The sequence below is a fragment of the Brevibacillus sp. AY1 genome (genome assembly GCF_029870785.1).
Lineage (GTDB): Bacteria > Bacillota > Bacilli > Brevibacillales > Brevibacillaceae > Brevibacillus > Brevibacillus invocatus.
On record NZ_JAFLPN010000002.1, the window covers coordinates 109,055 to 133,699 of the forward strand.

A 24,645-nucleotide genomic window follows, 5' to 3' on the forward strand; every position below is an offset into this window, starting at 1 on the left:
TGGGGGATGACACAGCAAGCCTTGCCAGATTGTCAGCAGCAGGTTGAGCGTGTAAGACAGGAAATCGCCAAAGTGCTGGTGGGACAAAAAGAGGTTGTAGAACAGCTGTTGTGGGCGGTGTTTGCCGGTGGGCACGCATTGCTCGAAGGAGTGCCTGGCCTGGGTAAAACCCTGTTGGTGCGCACGCTGTCGCAAGCTTTTGAGCTGAGCTTTCAGCGCATTCAGTTCACCCCTGACCTGATGCCGACTGATATTACTGGAACCAATATTTTGCGCGTGGACGAAGCGGGACAGCAGTCCTTTCAGTTCCAGCCAGGTCCGATCTTCGCCCATGTAGTCCTGGCGGATGAGATCAACCGCGCTACACCGAAGACCCAGAGCGCCCTGCTGGAGGCGATGCAGGAGCGGACTGTCTCGGCAGGCGGTGTGACCCGTCCGCTGCCCGAGCCGTTTTTCGTACTGGCGACTCAGAATCCATTGGAGCAGGAGGGAACCTACCCGCTGCCTGAAGCACAAATGGATCGTTTCCTGCTCAAAATCCAAGTGCCTTTTCCTACAGAAGAAGAGCTGAAAGCGATTGTGAAAAGAACCACGACAGGGTCTTTCGATGATGTAGAAAAAGTGGCGACAGGAGCGCAAATTTACGAAATCCAGCAGTCTGCCCGGGACATTCTGGTCGCAGACAGCGTGTTGGATTACGCGGTCAAGCTGCTGCTCGCGACACAGCCGGGAGAGTCAGCCATACCTTCCGTCAACCAATATGTTCGCAATGGCGCTGGACCACGCGGTGTTCAAGCGATGGTTTCCTTGGCGAAGGTACGCGCCTTGCTCGCCGGACGCTACAATCTGGCCTATGAGGACATCGACGCTGTGGCTCTGCCTGCGCTGCGTCATCGGATCTTTCTCAACTTCGAGGGAGAGGCCAACGGGATTTTGCCTGATCAGATCGTCGGGGAGATTCTCACGAAAATGGGGTCGCACAAGGCATGAACAGCCAAATTCTAGATCCGTCGTGGCTGGCTCGGCTCGAACGCATGCAGATGGCGAGCAAGCGGACGGCAAGCGGCAGTCAGGCGGGAAAACGCCGCTCCCGAATGTTGGGCAGCTCGATGGAGTTCGCTGACTACCGCGTGTATGTACCGGGGGATGATCTGCGTCAGTTGGACTGGAATGCTTACGCTCGTTCGGGCAAGCTGTTTCTGAAAAAATTTCTGGACGAAACCGAGCTGCATGTCACGATCTACGTCGACTGCAGTCGCTCGATGAGCTATGGTCAACCGGACAAAATGAAATTTGCCGTTCAATTGGCTGCTGCTCTCGGGTATTTGTCTCTGTGCCATCTGGACCATGTCTCGGTCTACGCTTTTGATTCACGAGTGCTGGCATCTTTGCGTGGATTGCAGGGGAAAAACCAGGCGATGCGCTTGCTCGATTTTTTATCCCGGATGCAGTCAGGTGGGACAGGTGATTTGCAGGCCGCCATGCGTTCGCCGGGTGCTGTACACGGCAAAGCAGGAGTCTCCATTGTGCTGTCTGATTTCCTGTTTGAGTCCGGCTATGAGCAGGGAATCGCCTATCTCCAGGCAGCCAGGCAGGATGTAACGCTGGTGCAGGTGCTGTCAGGGGAAGAGCTTGACCCGACCTATCAAGGTGAGCTCCGTCTGATCGATTCAGAGACTGGACAGGCAAAAGAGGTGTCCATCAGTGGGTTGCTGATGGAGGAGTACCGGAATAGCTTGCGTGATTTCCAACAGCAATTGTCTGCCTTTGCCTTCGGACGAGGAATATCCTATGTAGCTGTACAAACGGAGCAACCGCTGGAACAGATCGTCTTTCAAGTATTCAGACAAGCAGGAATCATTCGCTAGAGAGGAGAGAGAAACTTGCAGTGGATGGCATTGGGTAACAGTTGGTTCGCACTCATCATTCCGGCAATCGTCATCCTCTACCTGCTCAAGCGAAAAGTGGAGGATCGCGTGGTGCCTAGCACCCTGCTGTGGCAGCGCACGATGCAGAACTGGGAAGCGGTCAGGCCGTGGGAAAGGCTACGGCGCAACCTCCTGTTGTTTTTGCAGCTGCTGGCGGCACTCTTGTTGGTCTTGGCCTTGATGCGTCTTGCCATTCCTACGCAGGGGATCGCGGATCAGCATACGATTCTGGTCGTGGAGAATTCCGGGAGCATGTTGGCGACGGAGGGAGAGGGTACGCGTTTTGACCGGGCTGTCCACGCGGCCACACAACTGGTGGATAAATTGGGCAGCGGGCAAGTGATGACGCTGATCGAAGCAGGAAGACAGCCGCGTGTGCTGCTGGCGCAAAGCGGCGATCGAGACGCAATCCTGCAAGCGATCCGGTCTATCACACCCCAGATGGGCTCATCAGACACCAGTGCAGCGCTGTCTCTGGCAGGAGCGATTGCTGCCAATGAAGCAGGGAGTGGAGTGGTCTGGTTGGGAGACGGAAGGTCCGAACGACTTTCTGATACAAGTACACCTACCGTATTTCCGGGACCCTTTCGCTTCATGCAAATGGGGTTGTTTCGGGAAAATTCAGCGATCGGCGTCTTCGTGACGCAGCCGGGAAAATCAGGCGTGGAAGGTTTGCTTCGCATCGACAATCAGGGAACACAGCCTTCTACCGGAAAAGTCATGGTGTACAACGGGGAGAATCAGCTGCTGGATTCTGAGGAGTTTTCAGTGGCAGCGGGAAGCTCTCAGACTCTTTCCTTTTCTTCATTGCCGCAGGCACCCGTCTATCGTGCGAGGATTGAGCCAGAACAGGATGGTTTGATTCAGGACAATGAGCGATGGAGCGTACCGTTTGCGGCTGGTGTGGGAAAAGCAGTGCTCGTCTCGCCACAGGGCAATCGCTTCTTGCATCAGGCTTTGCAGACAGTAGGCAGGCTGGATGTGGAGACACAGCAGCACATGCCGGATCAAACAGCACAGGCGCGCGATATCTGGGTCTTCGATGGTGTTCTTCCGGAGCAGCTGCCGGAAGGGAACATATTGCTGATCGCTCCTGAGCGGGCGACGAGCTGGCTGCCTTACAAGGGAGTAGCTGAGCTGGAGCAGCAGCCACAAACCGTCGTGCCAGATGATCCGCTTATGAAATATGTGGACTGGCGGGACGTGCATGTCGCGAAGGCAGCTGTCCTGGATGAGATGCCGGGGATGAAAACATTGGTACGCGCAGGGAATCGCGATCTGATCAAAGCGGGAATGATGGAAGGACGGCGCGTGGTCATTGTTGCTTTTGATTTGCACCAATCCGATTTGCCATTGCGTCCTGCATTTCCGATCTTCATGCAAAACAGTATCAGCTGGCTCTCGCCGACTCAGGCCTCACCGATCGGTCAGGCGTCTGTTGGCGAGGTGCTAAACGTACCGCTTACGCCGGGTGGAACCCAACGCTCACTCGTTTATCCGGATGGTCACAAGCAGGTAATAGAGGCACAGGGAACGAGCTGGCTGTTTCAAGTGCCCGATCAGATCGGTTTGTACCGCCTGGATGAACAACTTGAGAGCGGCTTGCAAAGTCGCTACTTTGCTGTTCATTTGAGTGAACAGGAATCCGATATTACCCCTCGATTTATCGCGGTAGGAGCGAGCGGAGGACAGCCTGCGGAGGGGGATGGGACAACGGCACCCGAACCGTTGGGAAGCAGGGAGCTGACGAACTGGCTGGTCGCGTTGGCTCTATTGGTTGTTTTTGTGGAATGGAGGGTGTATCAACGTGGGTATTAACTTTCTCCAACCTCTGTTCCTGCTGCTCTTGATACCCGCCGTTTACGTAGTCGTACGATGGTGGCAGGGGCAAAAGCAAATGGCAACGAGCAAAAAAATGACGATCGCCATTATCCGCATGATGGTTTTCGCACTCTTGATCTTGGTTCTGTCCGGCCTTCAGCTGCTATTTCCCGTACAAGGCAAAACGATTGTTTTCGTGGCGGATCGCTCTGCTTCGATGAATGATGATCCGAGGATCATATCGTTTATGAGGGAAGCTGTCCAAAACAAGAAGGCGGACGACCAGTACGCTGTCGTCGTGGTCGGCGCGACTGCAGCCGTGGATCAGCCGCTTACCTTGCGCGCAGAAGTACAGCAGCTGGGGGTAGAGATCAACAAGCATGCGACGGATTTGGCGGAAGGAATCAGGCTGGCCGCCGCGATGATCCCGAGTCAGGCACGTGGAAAAGTCGTACTGCTTACAGATGGTGTGGCTACACATGGTGATGCAGGACGAGAGACCCAGCTGGTCAAAGAGCGAGGCATTGAGGTAGAGGTCGTTTCATTGCAACAACCTCAAGGCAATGAAGTGGTTTTGACCTCCCTGCAAGTGCCGCAGCAATTATACGCAGGCGAAGAATACGCGATAAGCGTTGAGGTAGAGAGCACGATAGCGACCCAGGCGACCCTGCGATTGTATGAAGGCAATCGGGAAGCGGGCAGTCAGATCGTGCAGGTGGAAAAGGGAAAAAACCGCTACGTCTTTACCCAAAAGGCGACAGAACAGGGCTTTCACCGTTATCGGGTCGAGATAGAGGCGCAGCGCGATACCAGTCACGCCAACAACCAGGCGACTGCCTATACCCAAGTGGCAGGCACACCTAGCGTGATGATCGTGGAAGGGCATCCAGGGGCGGCGAGCAATCTGGTGTCAGCGCTAAAGGCAGGCAACATAGAGGTGGAAGTCAAGGAATTAGCCATGCTTCCCAAGGAGCTGGATGCATACAAGCAATACGCTTCCCTGATCTTGGCCGATGTATCGGCGACGCAGCTGGGTGAGACAGACATGGAGAGAATGCGGACAGCCGTGCGCGATCTTGGCATGGGACTCATCATGACGGGCGGTGCTGACAGCTTTGGCATGGGTGGCTGGTTTCAGACGCCGATCGAGGAAGCCTTGCCTGTCCATATGGATCTGAGGGGAAAAGAGGAGCTGCCTTCGCTCGGTTTGCAGCTGGTGATCGACAAGTCGGGCAGTATGACGGGAGATGCCACCGGATACGACAAGATGGAATTGGCCAAAGAAGCGGCGATTCGTGCCACTTCCATGCTGAACGCACAGGATCAGATCGGGGTGATTGCCTTTGACGGAACGCCGTGGGAAGTGGTTTCACCGCAGCCTGTAACTAATCTGAGCGCGATTCACCAGCAGATCGGCAGTATCCAGGCTGACGGCGGTACTGATATTTTCCCCGCCCTGCAAATGGCCTATGATCGAATCAAATCCATGCAAAGCCAGCGCAAGCACATCATTTTGCTGACAGACGGCCAGTCCGGTTCAAATGATGCCTATGATGCACTTTTGCAGCAATTGACTGCTGAAAACATCACGGTCTCAACCGTAGCGCTGGGTGATGATGCGGATACACAATTGCTGGAGATGATTGCCCAGGGTGGCAAAGGGCGCTATTACTTCGCCAACGACGCAGCCTCCATCCCGCAGATTTTCAGTAAAGAGACAGCGCTGGCGAGCCGGACCTTCATCGTGGAAAAGCCGCAGGTTCCAGCGCGAACGGGAGCGGGGCAGTGGTCTTCCTTGCGTCAGGAGTTGCCAGCCTTGCGTGCCTACGTCGCTACGACGCCCAAGCAGACAGCGGAAGTATCGCTGATCAGCCAGGACGATGATCCGCTTTTGGCCCGATGGCAGTACGGTCTGGGCAGAACGATTGCCTGGACCAGCGATCTGGAAGGCAAATGGGCGCCGGATTGGGTAAGCTGGGGAGCCGGCAGCAGGTTTTGGAATGAAATCGTCGCCTGGACACTGCCGCAAGTGAATGAAGGCACATGGAAGACCCAGACAGAGCTTGTGGGTGGCAACGGAAAAGTAACGGTGTCCGTTCCATCTGGAGCCGCCATGCCACAAGAGCTGGAGGGAATCGTTCTAAACCAGCAGATGGAGCGGACGGTGATCCGTTTGAAACCGACTGCACCGGGTACTTTGGAAGGCGAATTTGCGGCCTCAGAGCCAGGCAGTTACCTGATTCAGATCGTGGAAAAGGGTGGAGGACAGGTAACTGCTAGCCAAACCACAGGCTTGACGGTCTCCTACTCGCCGGAATACGGACTGACCGAGGACGGGGAGCACGTCGCCAAAAGCTGGCTGATGGCAGGAGGGGGTTCCTTTATTACGACTCCTGATGAAGTCTTTGGGAAGGAACTACCGGAAAAATGGGAGACACAGCTCGTAGCGGAATGGCTGCTGATACTGGCAGCGCTGCTTTGGCCACTCGATGTGGCGGTTCGACGCCTGCAATTACCGGATCAGTGGTGGTCTCGTCTCGGCGGCCTTTGGAAGGGTAGAAAGGTTCAACGCTCATCCAACAACCCCCAGCAAGAACAGGACGCCGTTTGGACCAGGCTGGAGGAGAAACGGGCGAAAAGGCGAACACAAGCTCAACCAAATGCCGATGAACCCCCAAAAATGAACGTAGGTCAGCCTGTAAAGCCTCCAACGGAATCGGGCAGAAAGGTCGCGGCACAGCAAGCAGAACAAACAGAAGCTGTTCTGGGTCACAAGGAGCAGAACAAAGCTGATCAAGCAGAAAGCAAACAGGATGAAACATTTAATCGTCTGTTGGCTGCTAAAAAGCGAAGAAACAAATAGGCTTTTTCCACATTCCTAGATGGAACCTAGTAGAAGAAGGGTTCCATCTTTTTGCTTCTGCAATCAAGCATGGCAGTAAGCCTGATTTCTTCAATGTGAAGCCGGAACGGGGTATTGGTACAAGCAAGGAGGCTCTCTTCTACATATATAAGTAGTATTCAATAGACGGAGGAGGGCAGCCAGCGATGTCAGGAGACCAGCAACAGCAGAGAAGAACGATAATGGATCAGATTAGAAGAATGGATCAACGTTTGGACAAGTTTGAAGACCGAATGGATCAGCTTGAGGGACAAATGGCACTTGCGACGAAATGGTTGGAGAGAATAGAGAAGCGTTTGGAAAACATGGACGGATCGCGGATACAGTTGCTGCAAGCAATAACGAAACTGCAAACGGAAGCAGAAGTGAAGACCTTCATGACAGATAAAGATAAAGATATTATCATGAAGTTGCTGAACAATGAAAGTAGAGAAAAGGATCAGGCTGTACGAAGCATAGAAGAAGACAAATCGAGAAAGCAGGAACGCTTTCTGCAAATATGGGCAATCCTTGGGCCGGTTCTCGCCTCCGTGCTTGCCTCTTTGTTTACGAAGTTTTTCTGGTAGGCGACTTCATGCAAAGCTACGCGGATGCAAATGTGTAAAAGATGTGTAACAACCATTCCATTTTTCTACCGCAAATATCCGCTATACTATAGACAGTCAAATGAAAGTGAGGACATCCACGTGAAGAAGTTTGATATTTCGATTCTGTCGGTTTCCATCTTGCTGCTGGGTTTAGTTGTCCTTGGGGTGTACGAGTCCTGGGGCAAAAAGAGCGATCCGGTTTTGGCCAAAGCAGGGGATACCGAAATTACCCAATATGAGCTGTACAATGAAATGAAAGGCTTGTACGGAAAGCAAATGATGAATGAGCTGGTTGCGCAGTCCTTGATTGTTCAAGAGGCCAAGCAGCAAAATATAACCGTTAGCAAAGAAGAGATTGACAAGGAATTGGCTGCGATGCAGCAACAGATCGGCTCGGAAGAAGCATTCCTCGATTACTTGAACAGCATGGGAATGGATAAGGTGAAGCTGACTGAAAAAATGCAGGTGCTGATGACGCGCGATAAATTATTGGATCAAGCTTTTCCGATTACGGACGAGCAAATTCAAGCCTACTATGATCAGAACAAGGACCAGATGGGATCGCCGGCCCCCGCGCTTGAGCAGGTAAAGGACCAGATCAAAATGATTCTCACAGATAGCAGTCGGGCGGAGAATTACGATAAATGGTGGACAGAATTGCAAGAAAAACATCATGTGAAATATGCCGATCCTACCTTGAAAGCAGACAAGTCTTAACGGCAAGCTCACTTCATACGTGCGAGAAATCAGTAAAGCCTGTGCCAGCCTACCATAGCGGCGCAGGTTTTTTTTCTTGCAAGCGGGCATACTGAAACCACGTAAAAGGAAGGAGAGAAAGAGGATGGACGGTTTGATCGTAAAGCTGATTATTAGTCCTCTCGTCGTGGTTTTAGCTGACGCATTGTTCCCAGAAGTGAATTTTGCCTCCTTGTACCAGTCGGTGGGGGTAGGGTTTGCCCTTGCTGTTATCGGATTTTTACTGGAGCGGGCCATGCTGCACCCAGGTACGCTGTGGATGACCACGGGTGCCGATTTTATCATTGGCTTTTTAGTCGTCTATGGAAGTCTGTTTTTCCTGCCAACCGCACAAATATCAGGGATTGGAGCCGGGTTTGTCGCGATTTTTTTCGGAGTGTCAGAGTATCTACAGCACAGGTGGCTGATTAACAGCAGAAGAACAGAGGAAATCTAGGCTGCTTTGACAGAAAGGTCAGCAAGCGATATTCTACATGTATATAGCTGGACCAAGAAGAACCTACCTCTAGTACGCGGTCGCATCTCCTTGAGTTGGCCACGATAGAGGTATTCTTACAGTATCGGAAAGTATACACTACTAAGAGCAGCGCTTCGGCTCGTGGCTGGCTCCTCGCCCAATTCTTTGTTTGGTCAGAAAATTCCGCACATGGGACTAAGGCTTCATTTTTCGCAACACGACCGACTCGATCCACTTCCAAGGAAGACATTGCTTGGCCATCATCGTGAGTCGAACGCCGCGGCCGACGGGGTAGCGCAGCCTTGGCTTGGGCGTCGTCGCAGCATGAACAATCGCCGCGATCACTTCGTCAGGAACAGGGGCGTCCCGGACGATCTTTCCTACCATTTTCATCATCTGGTTCATCTGCTTCTGGTAAGGGGAGTCAGATCGAATATGTGCTTGGGCGATTCCTTTTTCCCAGATGGACGTGCGATAGGAGCCGGGTTCAATCAGCACGACGTGAATGCCAAAAGGGAGCATTTCCAAACGCAGTGATTCACTGAACCCCTCCACAGCATGCTTGGAGGCAGAGTAGGGAGCAAGTCCGGGAAAACCGAAACGGCCACTGATGCTGCTCAGATTGATAATCCGGCCAGACTTTTGTTCTCGCATAGTAGGGAGTACGGCACGAGTGACTTCAATCAAGCCGAAGACATTCACTTCAAATTGTTGGCGCCACTCCTCGCTCGCGATCTCCTCCACGTAGCCGCCGCAGGCAAGTCCGGCATTATTGAGCAGTAAATCAATGGTTTGGTGGCGGTTGAGGATGGATGCGATGGTACGAGAAATTTCAGCTGGGTTGGTGACGTCGAGAGAAAGCACCTCCAAATGCTCGCTGGCTAGATGCATGCTTGCCAGTTTGTCAAGTTCAGCGCGCTTGCTGGTATCCCGCATGGTAGAAATTACATGAAACCCCGCCTTGACGAGAGCGACAGATGCGTGCATACCGAAACCGCTTGAAGTCCCTGTAACTAGTGCAATCGGCCTGTTGTGCATGACTTTTCTCCTTCTTGTTTCTGGTATAACTTCTAGAATAAAAGAAAGTTCACAAATTTGTTCATAAATTTGTTAACAAAATGATAACAAATAGACTTTGTAATAAGGCAAATTTATGTATACTTAAATGGGTACTACGCTGGGTAGGAGGGTTAGATACCCTTTTACTCATTTTGTTTGTTCACGGAATGGTTGCTAATACTTTTCGCTATTGGGTATCATAGTTGTGAAAAGTAGAGTTTTCCAACGGAAACGAACAAATGAGCGAGCATTTACATTCTAGCTACAAGGCGTGGCTAGAACGTTACCAACACGAAGAAAGAGGGGTTCATAGGTATGAAGGGTTGGCAACAGTATTGGCGTCAGCTGCTCCTGTTTGGTCTGCTGTCGCTGGCATTAACCGGTTGTGGCAGAGAAGAGCTCTCCGCTCTCAGGCCTTCAGGTCCAGTTGCAGCTATGCAATTCGATTTGATGAAGCTGTCCTTTTCTATCATGATCGGCGTATTTATTGTCGTTATGCTGATCTTTACGTACGTACTTATTCGATATCGTAAGCGTCCGGGACAGCAAGGAATTCCGAAACAGGTGGAAGGCAACCATGCGTTAGAGATTCTTTGGACTGTCATTCCGTTCCTGCTTCTGATTGTGATGGCGGTTCCAACTGTTACGACAGGTTTTGAACTGCACAAAAAGTATTCCCCTGAAGAAGCTATTCAAGTAAGGGTAACCGCTCACCAGTACTGGTGGGAATTCGAATACCCTGATCTTGGTGTAGCTACCGCACAGGATCTGGTTATGCCAGTTGGCAAAAAGGTTCAGTTTACCTTGACAGCCGCTGACGTAAAGCACGCATTCTGGATTCCGGCTCTTGGTGGTAAGATCGATACCAACCCGGGCTTAGAGAACGAACTCTGGCTGCAAGCAGACAAAACCGGTATTTTCTACGGAAAATGTGCGGAGCTCTGTGGAGCGTCCCATGCCTTGATGGACTTCAAAGTTGAGGTCATGGAACAAGCTGATTTCGATGCTTGGACTGCCAAAATGAAGGGTGTTCAAGCTGCAGAACCAGTAGCTGCTACTTCCCAGGTTGCACAACAAGGTGAAGAACTCTTTAACAAGAGCTGCTTGGGCTGCCATGCGATTGCAGGTAAAGGTGGAAAATTGGGTCCAAACCTGACCAACTTTGCAGATCGTGAGCGTGTTGCTGGTATTCTGGCAAACACACCTCAAAACGTTGCGGAGTGGTTGAAAGACCCTCAAAAGTTGAAGCCAGCTAATAACATGCCTAACCTCAACCTGGATGAAACGCAAGTTAACGCACTTGTAGAGTACATGTCTACACTGAGTGTGGAAGATAAAAAGTAATGTACTTGCCGTAGGCAGTGACGCTTAAAAGGAGGTAAAACCGTGTCTGCACATGCTTCTCACGCACCAAAACGTACCGGGCTGTGGGATTGGCTCACGACAGTTGACCACAAGAAAATCGGGATTCTGTACTTGATCGCCGGTGGGATTTTCTTCCTTGCCGGTGGTTTAGAGGCAATACTGATCCGTTTGCAGCTCGTTTATCCAGAGCTCAACGTTATCGGTGCCAAGACTTTTAACGAACTTATTACTATGCACGGCACCACGATGATCTTCTTGGCAGCGATGCCGATCATCTTTGCACTGATGAACGCTGTCGTGCCCTTGCAAATTGGTGCACGCGACGTAGCGTTTCCGTTTTTGAACTCCCTTGGCTTCTGGCTCTTCTTCTTCGGGGGAGTATTGCTCAACACCAGCTGGTTCATGGGCGGAGCGCCTGATGCCGGTTGGACATCCTACGCAACTTTGTCGCTGAACCAATATAGCGGTAGTGGTGTAGACTTCTACGTTCTTGGTTTGCAGATCGCCGGTCTGGGTACTCTGATCGGTGGTATCAACTTCTTGGTTACCATTATCAACATGCGCGCGCCAGGTATGACCTTCATGCGCATGCCGATCTTTACATGGGCGTCCTTCATCACTTCCGGTTTGATCCTGTTCGCTTTCCCTGCGATCACGGTTGGTCTGGTATTGCTGATGTTCGACCGTCTGTTTGGCGGAAACTTCTTCAACCCTGATGCTGGTGGTAACGTTATCATCTGGGAGCACTTGTTCTGGATCTTCGGTCACCCCGAAGTATACATTTTGATTCTCCCGGCTTTCGGTATCATTTCCGAGGTTGTGAGTACATTCTCCAGAAAGCGTCTGTTCGGTTACAGCTCCATGGTATTCGCGACAGCGCTGATCGGTTTCTTGGGCTTCATGGTGTGGGCTCACCACATGTTTACTACCGGTCTTGGAGCTATTGCAAACACCTTGTTCGGTCTGGCAACCATGTTGATTGCCGTACCTACAGGTATTAAGATCTTTAACTGGCTGTTGACCATGTGGGGTGGACAAATCCGCTTCACGACAGCTAACCTGTTTGCTGTAGGGTTTATCCCGACATTTACAATCGGTGGGATGACAGGGATCATGCTTGCCGTTCCTCCGGCTGACTATCAATACCATGACAGCTACTTCGTAGTCGCTCACTTCCACTACGTAATCGTCGGTGGTCTGGTATTCGGACTGTTCGCAGGTCTCTACTACTGGTGGCCAAAAATGTTCGGTAAAATGCTGAACGAAACCATCGGTAAATGGAATTTCTGGACGTTCTTTATCGGTTTCCACTTGACCTTCTTCCCGCAGCACTTCTTGGGTCTGATGGGGATGCCACGCCGCGTTTATACGTACCTGGCTGGTCAAGGTTTGGAAGTTGGTAACTTTATCAGTTCGATCGGTGTAATTGGAATGACGCTTGGTACCATCCTGTTCATTGTCAACGGCTTTGTAGCTGCAAAAAGCACGCAAAAAGCACCTGCTGACCCTTGGGATGCACGCACACTGGAATGGTCGATTCCATCGCCACCACCAGAGTACAACTTTGCACAAACTCCACTGGTTCGCGGACTGGATGCACTGTGGGTAGAAAAAATGGCTGGCAACAAGGGTATGACTCCGGCAGAGCCGCTTGGTTCTATTCACATGCCATCGCCTTCTATCTTGCCATTCTTGATGTCTGTGGCATTGTTTGTCGCAGGCTATGGCTTCATGTTCCACAACTACTGGCTCGTAGGGCTCGGTATGGCAGTCAACTTTGGCTGCATGCTGGCTCGCTCGTTGAAGGATGATCCTGGTTACCACATCGAACCGGAAGAAATTGAAGGGAAAGGGGTTAAGGCTTAATGGCTACACATCACGCACATGCAGTATTGCCTGACGAACCGGAAAAAGCCACCCTTGAAGGCAAGAATAAGATTCTTGGCTTCTGGCTCTTCCTCGGCGGCGAGACCGTCCTTTTCGGTTCCTTGTTTGCTACTTTTATCGCACTTCGCGACCAAGCGAATGGCGGACCGACTTCGCAGCAATTGTTTGACATGCCGCTCGTGGCAGCAGCTACCTTGCTCCTCTTGACCAGTTCGATGGCGAGCGTAATGGCTGTTCTGGCTTTGCACAAGAAAAACCTGAAACAACTGCAAACCTGGATGACGATTACCGTTATTTTGGGCGCTGCGTTTCTGGCTTTGGAAATTTATGAGTTCGTTCACTACACAAGCATGGGACATACAATGGGTTCCAGTGCTTTCGGATCTGCCTTCTATACGCTGGTCGGCTTCCACGGTGGTCACGTAGCGTTCGGGATTTGTTGGATTCTGTCCGTTCAATTACAAACCGTGAAGAAAGGCCTGACAGTAGTTACAGCTCCAAAATTCTATCTGGCTTGCCTTTACTGGCACTTCATTGACGTAGTTTGGGTATTCATCTTTACCGTGGTATACCTCATGGGTATGATCGGTGGAAAGGTGGGTTAACAATGGGAGCAGGAGCACATAACGAAGAAGTACGTAAGCCGAAAGTAAGTCACGGAGGAGTAAAAAGGCACATGGTGGCCTTTATCGGCTCCCTCGTGCTGACTGCACTTGCCTTTATTGCGGTAGCCTTTGAAGTGATTCCGATTGGATTCACCGTACCGTTTATCGTGATTCTGGCATTTGTGCAAGCCTTTTTCCAACTCTTTGTCTGGATGCATATGGACCAAAAAGGACATGAGTTTGCGCGAATCAGTATCTTTGCTGGGTTGTTTTTCATCGCAGCAGCGATTGTCGTGTTCGTGTTCTGGGTTTGGGTGTAGGGCAAAATCAAACGTATTGGAAGAGAGTAGACATTGGTCTGCTCTCTTTTTTGCTATAAACTATCTGAAAATAATGTATTCCCTTTTTATTTGCTCTTTTAAAAATACTTGCGCCACTTCGGAAGAGTTTATATAATAAAAAAACAACGAACGTTATAATAACGTTATATAAATAAGTCGTCACATATTTTGTAATGACTCTAAAAGAAAAGGGTGGAATCATGATGGTTAAATTGGTAGCGATTTATCGGAAACCTGAGGATGTCGAGGCGTTTGACAAGCATTACTTCGAGGTGCATGCACCGTTGGCTGAAAAAATGCCGGGCCTGATCAAAATGGAGGTAAGCAAAATTGTGGGTTCGCCTGCTGGCGAAAGTGATTTGCATCTGATGGCAGAAATGTACTTCGAATCCAAAGAGGCCATGATGGAAGCGTTGTCATCACCAGAGGGCCGTGCATCCGGAAAAGACCTGCGCGGTTTCGCTGGTCAGGTAGTATCGATGCACTTTGCTGAAGTGGTATAAGCGATGAGTACAAAACGAATCGTGGACGAAAGTGAGCTGCACCGCAAGCATTACGATGAAATCTGTGGCAAGCTGGTCCAGGATCAGTTCGCTCAGTTTTTGGGGATCAGGCTGGTTGAGCTGGGCGAAGGTACAGCTACAGCAGAAGTGACTGTGCAGGATCACATGCTGAATGCGCATGGAACCGCACATGGAGCCATTATCTTTTCGCTGGCAGATTTCACTTTTGCAGCTGCGTGCAACTCCTACGGGAAAACCTCGGTAGCCCTTTCCATGAATATCGGTTTTTTGGCTGCTGCAATGAAAGGAAATCGTCTGGTCGCGACGGCGACGGAGGAAAAGAAAAACAATCGAACTGCCTGGTATCGGATTCGTGTCGAGACAGAGCATGGACTGGTAGCTACGCTCGACGCACTGGCTTATCGGAAAAACGAATACTTTGTTGCGATTGATGAAGAGAGATAGAAAACAGGAGTTGCGGACAGGAAAAGGATGCCGAAAGCCTCGTGCTTGGGCTCCTTTCCCTGTTTAAAGCTCAAAATGGATAGGGAATGGAGACGATGCAAGTGACCGAGGAAATCAAAAATCGATTCAATCACTACCTGGGTATTGAGGTCCTGCATCGCGATGATGAAGGATGCAAGGTAGCGTTAAAGATACGCCCTGACCTGTTCAACAGTATCGAGGGAGTCGTACATGGCGGAGTGACGGCTACATTGGCGGATGTGGCGATGGGGCATGGAGCTGCTCCTCACGTCGATGGTGTACAGCAGTGCGTGACAGTGGAGAGCAAGATTCAATATTTGTATCCCGCACGTGGCGAGCTTTTGGAGGCACAATCCCATGTGCTGAAAAAAGGGAAAAGCCTGATCATCATGGAGGCGCGTGTTACGTGCGATGGCAAGCTGGTGGCCTGTGCGACAGGGACCTACGCCAGGGTAAACAACAAATAGCGAACGTGTCGATTCACGGAGGAGGAGCAGGATGATTCAGGAGAACGTGAAGTTTGAACGCGACGGACACATTGGCATCATCACACTGAACCGTCCAGACGAACTGAATGCCTTAAACTATGACACGCTGGAGCGATTGGGCGAAATGCTCGATCAGGTGCGACTGGATCAAAAAGAGACCCGCGTGCTCATCGTCAGGGCGCAGGGACGTGCTTTTTGTGCAGGGGCGGACTTGAAGGAACGCCGCACGCTGACAGAGCAGCAGGTACGGCGCAATGTCCGCAAGATCAGGGACGTGTTTACGGCATTGGAAAGATTGCCGCAGCCTACTATTGCCATGATCAACGGCTTTGCATTTGGTGGGGGCTTCGAGCTGGCGCTTGCCTGTGATTTCCGTTTTGCGGTAGAAGAAGCCAAGATGGGGCTGACAGAAGTCAGCTTGGGGATCATCCCGGGAGCAGGAGGAACACAGCGACTATCTCGCCTGATCGGACCTTCCCTTGCCAAGGAGCTGATTCTGACTGCACGCCGCATTAGCGCCAAAGATGCGTATGAGCTCGGATTTTTGAATGGAGTTGCAGCTGATCACGACGAATTGGAAGCGCGTGCATTCGGGTTAGCCCGAGAAATTCTGGCCAATGCACCGTTGGCGGTCTACCAAGCTAAAGCGGCGATTGACCGTGGAGCGAGTGTGGATTTGCAAACCGGATTGGACATCGAGACGATGTGCTATGAGGTCATCATTCCAACTCAAGATCGGCTGGAAGCGTTGGAAGCATTTCGTGAAAAGCGAAAGCCTGTTTTTAAAGGTGAATAATCCATGTTTTCTGGCAGATGAAACGCTCGGCGGCGTGCCAGAAAAGCAGTGAAAGATAGAAGAGCACAAAGCGGAATGGGGGAGAATGTCGATGATTTTTAACATGGAAATGGAAACGCTGCCAAGGGATAAGATGTCAGAGCTCCAGCTGAAGCGCCTGCAGGAGACGGTAAAACGGGTATATGAACGGGTGCCGTTCCATAAACAAGCAATGGACGAAGCTGGAGTCAAGCCTGAGGATATTCAAACGATCGAGGACATTCAGAAGCTGCCTTTCATGAAGAAAACAGATTTACGGGAAAATTATCCTTTTAATCTGTTTGCGGTGGATATGAAAGAGGTGGCTCGCATCCATGGCTCGTCGGGTACCAAAGGAAAGCCGACAGTCGTAGGCTACACCAAAAAAGACCTGGAGAACTGGGCGGAGATCGTCGCGCGTGCCTTGTGCTGTGCGGGTGGTCAACCCGGAGATATTTTTCACAACGCCTATGGCTATGGTCTGTTTACAGGTGGACTCGGCCTGCACAACGGGATCGAGCACATGGGAGCAGTAGCGGTGCCTGTATCAGGGGGAAATACGACGCGTCAAATTACGCTGATCGAAGACTTCCAGCCAAGAGGGATCGCAGCTACGCCTTCGTACGTGTTGAATATCGTCGAGGAAATGAAAAAACAAGGAATCAATCCACGCGAAACCAGTGTCAAATACGGCATCTTTGGAGCAGAGCCTTGGTCCGAAGAGATGCGTGTGCAGCTGGAGGAAGCACTGGACATTAAAGCGGTTGATATTTACGGGCTGAGCGAGGTCATGGGACCAGGCGTATCCATCGAATGTCATGAGGTTCAGAATGGCTTGCATATTGCAGAAGATCATTTCTACGCTGAAATCATTGAGCCGAATACTGGAGAAGTGCTGCCATATGGAGCGGAAGGAGAGCTCGTCTTCACCTCTTTGACGAAGGAAGCATTCCCGGTCATTCGCTATCGTACTGGCGATATCGCATCCCTCAATCCAGAGCCTTGCAAGTGTGGACGCATGACCATGCGCATGTCGCGGATCAAAGGACGGGTGGATGACATGCTGATCATTCGCGGTGTCAATGTATTCCCGACCGAAATCGAATCTGTGCTGCTTACCTTCCATCAACTGGCGCCGCATTATCAGGTCGTGATTGAGAGAGATGGCGCGCTGGATCGTTTTGAAGTGCACTGTGAGCTGACGCAGGAATATGCAAATGAGATGGGTGGAACTGACAGCGCGGTTCTTTCGCCGTTAGTCAAAGAAATTTGCCACATGATCAAAAACACGCTTGGTGTAACCGTAGTCCTGCGCGTTCTGCCTCCGAACTCCCTGATGCGCAGTGAAGGAAAAGCGATTCGTATCGTGGATAACCGCAACAAAACCCAGGCAGCGATCTAGCCAGTGGGTACGGGAAAGGTGTGAACGAGTGATGACCTACGAATACATCAAGGCAGATTGTGTGGATTCCATCGGGATTATTACCCTCAATCGACCGAAGATTCTCAATGCATTGAACCTTCAGTTGATGAATGAGCTGGTCAGCGAACTGGAACGAATGGATCAGGACCCTGCGATTCGCGTCATCGTTCTGACGGGCAATGACAAGGCTTTTGCAGCTGGTGCTGATATCAACGAAATGGCGGAAGCGTCTGCGATGGAAATCCTGAAGCGGGACCAGTTTGCCGTGTGGGATCGGATATCGTTGATTTCCAAGCCGATTATCGGGGCAGTTAGCGGATTTGTTTTAGGTGGGGGCTGTGAGCTGATGATGAACTGCGACATGATCATCGCTTCAGAAACCACAGTGATCGGACAGCCGGAGATCAAGCTGGGAGTCATGCCGGGTGCAGGCGGAACACAACGCCTGACCCGCGCTGTCGGCCTGAACAAGGCAATGGAAATGCTGTTGACCGGAGAGCCGATATCTGCGAAGGAAGCGCATCGGTACGGATTGGTCAACCGGGTTGTTCCGGTAGAGGCGTACTATCAGGAGGCACTCAAGCTGGCCAAGCAGATTTCCGAGCAGGCCCCACTCGCAGTTCAGGTGATCAAAAAAAGTGTGCATAAAGCGGATAATTTGCCACTGGCAGACGCGTTGGACTACGAGCGCAACGGCTTTTACCTGTTGATGGCAAGCGAGGATCGAAAAGAAGGCATGCAAGCCTTTTTGGAAAAACGCAAACCCCGTTTTTCGGGTAAATAGGAGGCTGCCATGTACGAAACCATTCTCTATGAAGTCTCGGAAGGCGTCGCAATCCTGACGATGAATCGACCTGACAAATTCAATGCCTTTAACGAACGGATGAACAAGGAAATCACCGATGCACTGAAGCAGGCGCAGAAAGATCCAGAGGTGCGTTGCATCCTATTGACGGGTGCAGGACGTGCTTTCAATGCCGGGCAAGACCTCGGGGATGTGTTGGGAGGGGATGTGGATTTCGGCGGATTTTTGCGGAACCGCTACAACCCGATGATTCTCCAGTTTCAAAAGACGGAAAAGCCGATCATTGCGGCAATCAATGGCGTAGCTGCAGGAGCGGGGATGAGTATAGCACTCGCTTGTGACATCCGTTTGGCTTCGGACAAAGCCTCGCTGGTGAATGCTTTTGTCAATATCGGTCTAGTACCTGACTCCGGAGGCTGCTACTATCTGCCTCGGATCGTAGGGATGGGCAAGGCCCTGGAGCTGGCGATGACGGGAGAAAAGGTACCTGCCGAGGAAGCGTTGAGACTGGGCTTGGTCAATCAAGTCTATCCAACCGAGCAGTTTTGGGAAGAATCACTCGCCTATGCGCGCAAGCTGGCAGCCCTGCCTACACGTGGCATTGGGTTGATCAAGCGCACGATGTATAAAGGTCTGGAGCTTGGACTGGAAGAGACGCTGGAATACGAAGCTTACGCACAAGAGATCGCTGGCCAGACTGCGGATTACAAGGAAGGGGTCAATGCCTTCATGGAAAAACGTGCCCCCCGATTCACAGGACGATAGGCGCAAAAGGGAGGTAAGGCAAGTGAATACCAAAACAGTGGGTGTCATCGGTGCCGGAACGATGGGGGCAGGCATTGCCCTCGTCTGCGCCAGAAAAGGACATGAGGTCAAGCTGCTGGATGCCAATCAGGCTGTATTGGAAAAAGCAAATGGCTACTTGCAATCCACCTTGTCCAGAGATGTGGAGAAGGGCAAGATTAGCGAAGAACAAAAGCAACAGACGCTGGGTCAGGTAGATTTCGTCTCGGATATGGAACGATTGGCTTCCTGTGACATCGTCATCGAAGCTGTACCAGAGCGTCTCGATTTGAAAAAAACGATTTTCAGTGAGCTTTCCCGGATTTGCCGCTGTGATGCACTGCTGTTGACCAATACGTCCTCGATTTCGATCACAGAAATCGCAGGAGGACTGCCTCACCCCGAGCGCATTCTCGGGTTTCATTTTTTCAACCCTGCTCCTGTCATGCCTTTAGTAGAAGTGATCCAGGGGAAAAAATCCAGCGAAGAAAACATGCAGACCGCTTACCGCTTTGCCGAGGAGCTGGGAAAGGTGCCCGTTCGGGTGACAGATACTCCTGGCTTTATCGTCAATCGGATCGCGCGTCCTTACTATAATGAAGCTTTGCGCATTCATGGTGACCATGTCGCCGATGTGGCCAAGATTGATCGCATCATGAAGCTGGCCGGCGGATTCAAGATGGGACCGTTCGAGCTGCAGGACATGATCGGAATTGACATCAATTTCGCCACCACTCAATCGGTGTACAACGATTTCTTCCAGGAAGGACGATTCAAGCCCAGCCGGATTCAGCAGCGGATGGTACAGGCCGGCAGTCTGGGCAGAAAGACGGGGGAAGGCTTTTATGACTACAACTGATCAGGCAGTGGCATTGGTGGGAAAAAGCCCGCTGTATGCGGAGCTATACGAGTTGCTCAACGAAAAAGGGTACCGCGTGCTTTCCTTGGGTGAGGCTTTGAAAACACCTGAAGAAGTGCAGCTGGCCGTGGAAGTAAACAGCCTCGATCTGAAAGAGAAAGAAGAACAGCTCCAGGCACTGGATCGTCTGCTTCCGCCTCATGTACCGATTGTGACGACATCCTTGGCGATCACGGCGACGGAAGCAGCGTCCTGGACGCTTCATCCAGAGCGGATTTGTGGGTTTGGCACACTGGCACCTCTGGCAGAACGACAGCTGATCGAGATCGCACCTGCCCTGCAAACAGAGGAGGCGACGATCCGCAAGACCGAGTCCTTTTTTCAATCGCTAGGCAAGGAAACCGAGCTGGTCGAGGACGAGGTAGGACTGGTCTTTCCGCGGATTCTCACGCTCATCATCAACGAAGCGGCATTTGCCTTGATGGAAAAAGCAGCTACCCCGCATGACATCGATGTCGCCATGAAAAAAGGCACGAACTATCCGTATGGCCCGCTGGAGTGGGCGGATCGGATCGGCTTGGACGAAATCTACGCGATCTCCCGCGGTTTGCATCGCGACCTGGCTGAGGAGCGCTATCGCACTGCGCCGCTTCTGCGCAAGCTGGTTTTAGCCAAGCGATATGGAGTAAGGAGCGGGCAAGGCTTTTACAGCTACGAGCAAAAAAAAGGACGTGAAGCATGATGCAGGCACATACGGATGTTTATGTGGCAGCGGCAGTCCGTACACCGATCGGCAAACTGGGCGGAAGCCTGAAAAACACGCCGATCGATGATCTCACAGCCCATGTGTTGAACGGGGCGCTGCAACGGACAGGACTGCCGGGTGAGAGCGTCGATGGTGTGATCATGGGCAATGTGATTTCGGCAGGTCCCTTCATTAATATCGCGCGTGTCGGGCTGTTGAAGGCAGGGATGCCGGAATCGGTGCCGGGACTGACGGTCAACCGCGTCTGTGCATCAGGTTTAGAAGCGATCAACCTCGCTGCACAATCCATTCAGGCAGGTCATAGCCGTGTCATGCTGGCAGGCGGAGTGGAGAATTTGACGCGCTCCCCTTACATCATGGAAAAGTTTGAACAGCCTTTCCAACGCGGCGCTCAGACCTTGATGGAATCCTTTGGCGGCCCTCGTTCGGCTCCTGTCGCTTTGTATGGCGAATTGACGATGGGCGATACAGCTGAGAACGTGGCCGAGCAATTCGGCATCACCAGAGAGGATCAGGATCATTTCGCGGCACAGAGTCAGCGACGCGCCATCGAAGCCATCGATGCGGGACGATTTCGCGAGGAGATCATCCCCGTTGAACTGACCGGAAGAAAAGGGGAAGTCACGCTGTTCGATACAGACGAATTCCCCCGCAGAGATTCCAGTGTCGAATCTCTCGCGAAGCTGCGTCCGGCGTTTCGCAAAAATGGAAGCGTCACAGCGGGCAATTCGTCAGGCATCAACGACGGAGCGGCAGCGGTGATGCTCATGAATGAAGAAAGCTTGAAAGAGAACGGACTTTCTCCGCTGGGACGGATTGTCCACTTTATCTGTGCAGGTGTGGACCCGCGAGTGATGGGAATCGGGCCTGTCGCTGCGATTCGCAAACTGCTGGCTGAAGTGAACATGACAGTCGAACAGATCGATTTGTTCGAGCTGAACGAGGCCTTTGCTTCCCAGTCACTGGCCTGCATGCGAGAGCTGGGCCTGTCACCGGAAAAGACCAACGTCAATGGAGGAGCAATCGCATTGGGTCACCCATTAGGCTGCAGTGGAGCCCGTCTATTGGGGACGATTCTGTATGAATTGCGTCGTCGCAAACAGCGGTATGGCATCGTTTCCCTGTGCATCGGCGGAGGTCAAGGACTAGCAACATTGGTAGAAGCCTTGTAGAAATGAGAGGGCCGACATACAGGCCACATGGGAGGGTTTGGAGATGAACACACCTGTCATTGTAGATGCCATACGGACACCGATCGGACGAATTGGCGGATCACTAAAAGACGTGCGTCCCGATGATCTGGGAGCTTTGGTCATTCGTAAGCTGCTGGAGCGCAACCCGATAGATCCACAGCAGATCGATGATGTGATCATGGGCTGTGCGAATCAGGCGGGAGAGGATAACCGCAATGTAGCACGGATGTCCCTTCTGTTGGCCGGAGTGCCCGTAGATGTTCCGGGAGTTACTGTGAACCGCTTGTGCGGGTCGGGTCTGGAGGCTGTCAATCAAAGCGCCCATGCCATCAAAGCAGGTGCCGGACAGGTCTATATCGCCGGAGGGACGGAGAGCATGACACGCTCTCCGCTGGTGATGATGAAGCCGGGGACAGCCTTTCAACGCGGCAACCAGCAACTGGTGGACACGACCCTGGGCTGGCGGTTGGTCAACGAAAAAATGGTGGAGATGTATCCGCCGATCAGCTTGGGTGAGACAGCGGAGAAGGTAGCGGAGCAGTACCAGATCAGCCGCGAGGACCAGGATGCCTTTGCACTGCGCAGCCAGCAGAATTATGCGCGCGCCCTGGCAGAGGGAAAATGGGAAGCAGAGATGGTTCCTGTAGAACTCCACGGTCGCAAGGGGGAAGTGACGCTCTTTGAACGGGATGAGCATGCACGTCCTGAAACTACACTGGAGCAGCTGCAAAAGCTGAAGCCCGCTTTCAAGGCGGGTGGTACAGTGACCGCAGGCAATTCCAGTGGTTTGAACGATGGAGCCAGTGCGCTATTGATCATGGAACAGTCGACAGCACTTGGGCTGGGCCTGAAACCAAGGGCAAGAATCGTCGCTTCTGCTGTAGCAGGCGTCGATCCTTCCGTGATGGGCATCGGTCCCGTACCTGCAACACGAAAAGCGTTAAAGCAGGCGGGGCTTTCCATCGAAGAAATCGATCTGTTTGAGTTTAATGAAGCCTTTGCCGCGCAGGCTGTTGCCAGCGTGCGTGAATTAGGTGTAGATATCGACCGTGTCAATGTGAACGGAGGGGCGATTGCGTTGGGACATCCCCTCGGATGCAGCGGTGCGCGCATTCTGACTACCTTGCTCTATGAAATGGAGCGCAGAGAGGCTCGCTACGGGCTAGCTGCCATGTGTATTGGCGTGGGCCAGGGGATAGCGACGATTATTGAGCGTGTCTAATAACGGTGTTGATCGCAGGCGGTCACACGAAGGAGGCAGTCTACCCTGGAAAGCGGACTTCGACCAGGCACAGCAGCAGAAATAACCGTGACCGTGACGCCGGATATGCTCCCTGTCTTCGAAGGACAGATGGTGCATCCTGTGATGTCTACGGTTAGCGTGATTTACTATATGGAGCTGACAGGCAGGCAGGTGATTTTGCCGTATCTGGAGGATCACGAGGAAGGCTGTGGGTATGCCGTGAACATCAAGCATGTCGGTCCGGCCGTAGTCGGTCAGGAGGTAACCTTTCGGGCAGTCTGCGTGGAAGTGACCGAGAAGCGGGTGGTGTGCGAGGTTAGTGCGCACACTTCCCGCAATGCGGTTGCATTAGGGACTTTTACCCAGGTGATATTCAACAAGCACGACATGAGTCGCAAATTCCAGACTCTACAAGAAGAGGTAGATACAGAAAATAAGAAAATGTGACAGAAAAAATTGACTATTATGAAATGATTTTATATAATGACGTTATTATTACGTAATACGATTATTACGTCATATGCGCTGGGTCGATTCACGTACTTGCAAAGAATATGGTACAATTTCACAGCGAAGCGAATAGGTATGAATCGATCTACGGGGTGAATAAAGTGAAGCCACAATCTATGCTGTTTACCATTTATGGTGAATATGTCCGTCATTACGGAAGTGAGATCTGGATTGGCAGTCTGACCAAGCTGATGGGCGAGTTCGAATTGTCCGAGCCTGCAGTCCGCGCAGCGATCTCCAGGATGCTTCGCCAGGGATGGCTGGTGTCCCGAAAGGTAGGGAATAGAAGCTTTTATTCGCTATCGGAGCGAGGGAAAAAACATCTGGAAGAGGCGGGTGAACGGATCTACAAGGTAGAGTCAGACAAATGGGATGGAAAATGGTGCATCGTCAGTTACAACATCCCGGAAGAGCGACGCTCGTTGCGCGATCAACTTCGCAAGGAGCTGGGATACATGGGGTTCGGCATGCTGACTACCAGTACATGGATTAGTCCCAACCATTTGGAGGATCGCGTAAAAGACTTGACGGAAGCGTATGAAATTACCGAGCATGTAGAGATTTTCTCAGCCGAGCACAAAGGCTGGAGTGAATCGAAGCAGCTGGTGCAAAAATGCTGGAATATCGACGAGATCAATGAGAAATACAAAGGCTTTATCGATACCTATCAAAAGGATTACGAAAAGCTGGCTGAAATGGTCCGTCAAAACCAAGAGGTGGCCGACAGTCTGTGCTTCGTCGAGAAAACCAATCTGGTTCACCAGTACCGCAAGTTTTTGTTTATCGATCCGGATTTGCCGCAAGAATTGTTGCCGGAGCTCTGGCTCGGCAAAGAAGCGGATGAGCTGTTCCAGAATTACTATCAATTATTGAATCCAGGGGCTATTCGATTCTTCGAGACCGTGTATGAGGCAGCGCCATCCAAGTAGGAGGCAGTCACACACAGGTAAGGCCTTAGAAAGCTAAGGTCTTACCTGTTGACACGAAAACTCCCATTTTCTTAAATGTAAGCGTTTAAACTGGTAATTGTTAGAACTTAGACACAAAAGGGGGTACAGCACGTT

The 24,645-nt window shown here is 51.6% G+C and carries 25 protein-coding genes; 24 read left to right on the forward strand and 1 reads right to left on the reverse strand.

All coding sequences use genetic code 11. The features are described 5' to 3' along the window. The first annotated feature begins 6 nt into the window (after positions 1-6). The 7 genes from JZI27_RS03985 (at position 7) to JZI27_RS04015 (ending at position 8,430) form a co-directional block, all read left to right on the forward strand. The gene (locus tag JZI27_RS03985; protein ID WP_122909960.1) at positions 7-990 is read left to right on the forward strand and encodes an AAA family ATPase; all 984 of its coding nucleotides are present in this window, start codon (positions 7-9) and stop codon (positions 988-990) included. Next, on the forward strand, positions 987-1,868 hold the full coding sequence (locus JZI27_RS03990) for a DUF58 domain-containing protein (RefSeq protein WP_251243326.1): 882 nt from the start codon (positions 987-989) through the stop codon (positions 1,866-1,868). Before JZI27_RS03985 ends, JZI27_RS03990 begins: the two co-directional genes overlap by 4 nt. 24 nt (positions 1,869-1,892) lie before the next feature. Continuing rightward, positions 1,893-3,746 carry a vWA domain-containing protein gene (locus tag JZI27_RS03995; RefSeq protein ID WP_280206924.1) on the forward strand — a complete coding sequence of 618 codons (1,854 nt, stop codon included), beginning with the start codon at positions 1,893-1,895 and terminating at the stop codon, positions 3,744-3,746. Continuing rightward, a complete protein-coding gene (locus tag JZI27_RS04000) occupies positions 3,736-6,612 on the forward strand; it encodes a VWA domain-containing protein (RefSeq protein ID WP_280206856.1) in 2,877 nt (958 codons plus the stop codon). Before JZI27_RS03995 ends, JZI27_RS04000 begins: the two co-directional genes overlap by 11 nt. A gap of 185 nt (positions 6,613-6,797) precedes the next feature. Beyond that, on the forward strand, positions 6,798-7,217 hold the full coding sequence (locus JZI27_RS04005) for a hypothetical protein (protein ID WP_183185139.1): 420 nt from the start codon (positions 6,798-6,800) through the stop codon (positions 7,215-7,217). Positions 7,218-7,337: 120 nt separating this feature from the next. Further along, positions 7,338-7,955 carry a SurA N-terminal domain-containing protein gene (locus JZI27_RS04010; RefSeq protein ID WP_122909956.1) on the forward strand — a complete coding sequence of 206 codons (618 nt, stop codon included), beginning with the start codon at positions 7,338-7,340 and terminating at the stop codon, positions 7,953-7,955. Between the two features lie 124 nt (positions 7,956-8,079). After that, entirely contained in the window at positions 8,080-8,430 is a 351-nt protein-coding gene (locus tag JZI27_RS04015) for a hypothetical protein (protein ID WP_280206857.1), read from the forward strand. 216 nt (positions 8,431-8,646) lie between these two features. Here JZI27_RS04015 and JZI27_RS04020 read toward each other — a convergent pair whose 3' ends face one another. Further along, the gene (locus JZI27_RS04020) at positions 8,647-9,489 is read right to left on the reverse strand and encodes an SDR family oxidoreductase (RefSeq protein ID WP_280206858.1); all 843 of its coding nucleotides are present in this window, start codon (positions 9,487-9,489) and stop codon (positions 8,647-8,649) included. 336 nt (positions 9,490-9,825) lie between these two features. Here JZI27_RS04020 and coxB point away from each other — a divergent pair, with 336 nt between their 5' ends. The 17 genes from coxB to paaX all read left to right on the forward strand — a co-directional run bounded on the left by coxB (position 9,826) and on the right by paaX (position 24,510). Next, the gene (gene coxB / locus JZI27_RS04025) at positions 9,826-10,854 is read left to right on the forward strand and encodes a cytochrome c oxidase subunit II (RefSeq protein WP_280206859.1); all 1,029 of its coding nucleotides are present in this window, start codon (positions 9,826-9,828) and stop codon (positions 10,852-10,854) included. A 42-nt stretch (positions 10,855-10,896) separates the two neighbouring features. Then, positions 10,897-12,741: a cytochrome c oxidase subunit I gene (gene ctaD, locus JZI27_RS04030; protein ID WP_122909952.1), complete on the forward strand. Its 1,845-nt coding sequence runs from the start codon at positions 10,897-10,899 to the stop codon at positions 12,739-12,741. Beyond that, positions 12,741-13,367 (forward strand): cytochrome c oxidase subunit 3, encoded by a 627-nt coding sequence (locus JZI27_RS04035; RefSeq protein ID WP_122909951.1) that lies wholly within the window; start codon positions 12,741-12,743, stop codon positions 13,365-13,367. The genes ctaD and JZI27_RS04035 overlap by 1 nt, the downstream gene beginning before the upstream one ends. 2 nt (positions 13,368-13,369) lie before the next feature. Continuing rightward, positions 13,370-13,687 (forward strand): cytochrome C oxidase subunit IV family protein, encoded by a 318-nt coding sequence (locus JZI27_RS04040; RefSeq protein WP_251243331.1) that lies wholly within the window; start codon positions 13,370-13,372, stop codon positions 13,685-13,687. Between the two features lie 224 nt (positions 13,688-13,911). Next, on the forward strand, positions 13,912-14,211 hold the full coding sequence (locus JZI27_RS04045) for an EthD family reductase (RefSeq protein ID WP_122909949.1): 300 nt from the start codon (positions 13,912-13,914) through the stop codon (positions 14,209-14,211). A gap of 3 nt (positions 14,212-14,214) precedes the next feature. Beyond that, a complete protein-coding gene (locus JZI27_RS04050) occupies positions 14,215-14,676 on the forward strand; it encodes a PaaI family thioesterase (RefSeq protein WP_122909948.1) in 462 nt (153 codons plus the stop codon). A 101-nt stretch (positions 14,677-14,777) separates the two neighbouring features. Continuing rightward, complete coding sequence (locus tag JZI27_RS04055; protein WP_251243406.1) at positions 14,778-15,164, forward strand: PaaI family thioesterase; 387 nt, start codon at positions 14,778-14,780, stop codon at positions 15,162-15,164. A gap of 31 nt (positions 15,165-15,195) precedes the next feature. Then, complete coding sequence (locus JZI27_RS04060; RefSeq protein WP_280206860.1) at positions 15,196-15,981, forward strand: enoyl-CoA hydratase-related protein; 786 nt, start codon at positions 15,196-15,198, stop codon at positions 15,979-15,981. A gap of 91 nt (positions 15,982-16,072) precedes the next feature. Continuing rightward, positions 16,073-17,401: a phenylacetate--CoA ligase family protein gene (locus JZI27_RS04065; RefSeq protein WP_280206861.1), complete on the forward strand. Its 1,329-nt coding sequence runs from the start codon at positions 16,073-16,075 to the stop codon at positions 17,399-17,401. Positions 17,402-17,432: 31 nt separating this feature from the next. Further along, positions 17,433-18,206: an enoyl-CoA hydratase-related protein gene (locus JZI27_RS04070; RefSeq protein WP_280206862.1), complete on the forward strand. Its 774-nt coding sequence runs from the start codon at positions 17,433-17,435 to the stop codon at positions 18,204-18,206. A gap of 9 nt (positions 18,207-18,215) precedes the next feature. Next, on the forward strand, positions 18,216-18,992 hold the full coding sequence (locus JZI27_RS04075; protein WP_280206863.1) for an enoyl-CoA hydratase-related protein: 777 nt from the start codon (positions 18,216-18,218) through the stop codon (positions 18,990-18,992). 22 nt (positions 18,993-19,014) lie between these two features. After that, the gene (locus JZI27_RS04080) at positions 19,015-19,869 is read left to right on the forward strand and encodes a 3-hydroxyacyl-CoA dehydrogenase NAD-binding domain-containing protein (RefSeq protein ID WP_122909942.1); all 855 of its coding nucleotides are present in this window, start codon (positions 19,015-19,017) and stop codon (positions 19,867-19,869) included. Next, on the forward strand, positions 19,856-20,611 hold the full coding sequence (locus JZI27_RS04085; protein ID WP_280206864.1) for a 3-hydroxyacyl-CoA dehydrogenase family protein: 756 nt from the start codon (positions 19,856-19,858) through the stop codon (positions 20,609-20,611). The genes JZI27_RS04080 and JZI27_RS04085 overlap by 14 nt, the downstream gene beginning before the upstream one ends. After that, entirely contained in the window at positions 20,608-21,807 is a 1,200-nt protein-coding gene (locus tag JZI27_RS04090; protein WP_122909940.1) for a thiolase family protein, read from the forward strand. Before JZI27_RS04085 ends, JZI27_RS04090 begins: the two co-directional genes overlap by 4 nt. A gap of 43 nt (positions 21,808-21,850) precedes the next feature. Then, positions 21,851-23,050 (forward strand): thiolase family protein, encoded by a 1,200-nt coding sequence (locus JZI27_RS04095; protein WP_122909939.1) that lies wholly within the window; start codon positions 21,851-21,853, stop codon positions 23,048-23,050. A gap of 45 nt (positions 23,051-23,095) precedes the next feature. Then, positions 23,096-23,518: a thioesterase family protein gene (locus tag JZI27_RS04100; protein WP_251243337.1), complete on the forward strand. Its 423-nt coding sequence runs from the start codon at positions 23,096-23,098 to the stop codon at positions 23,516-23,518. Between the two features lie 164 nt (positions 23,519-23,682). Beyond that, a complete protein-coding gene (paaX, locus tag JZI27_RS04105; RefSeq protein WP_122909937.1) occupies positions 23,683-24,510 on the forward strand; it encodes a phenylacetic acid degradation operon negative regulatory protein PaaX in 828 nt (275 codons plus the stop codon). Positions 24,511-24,645: the final 135 nt, after the last annotated feature.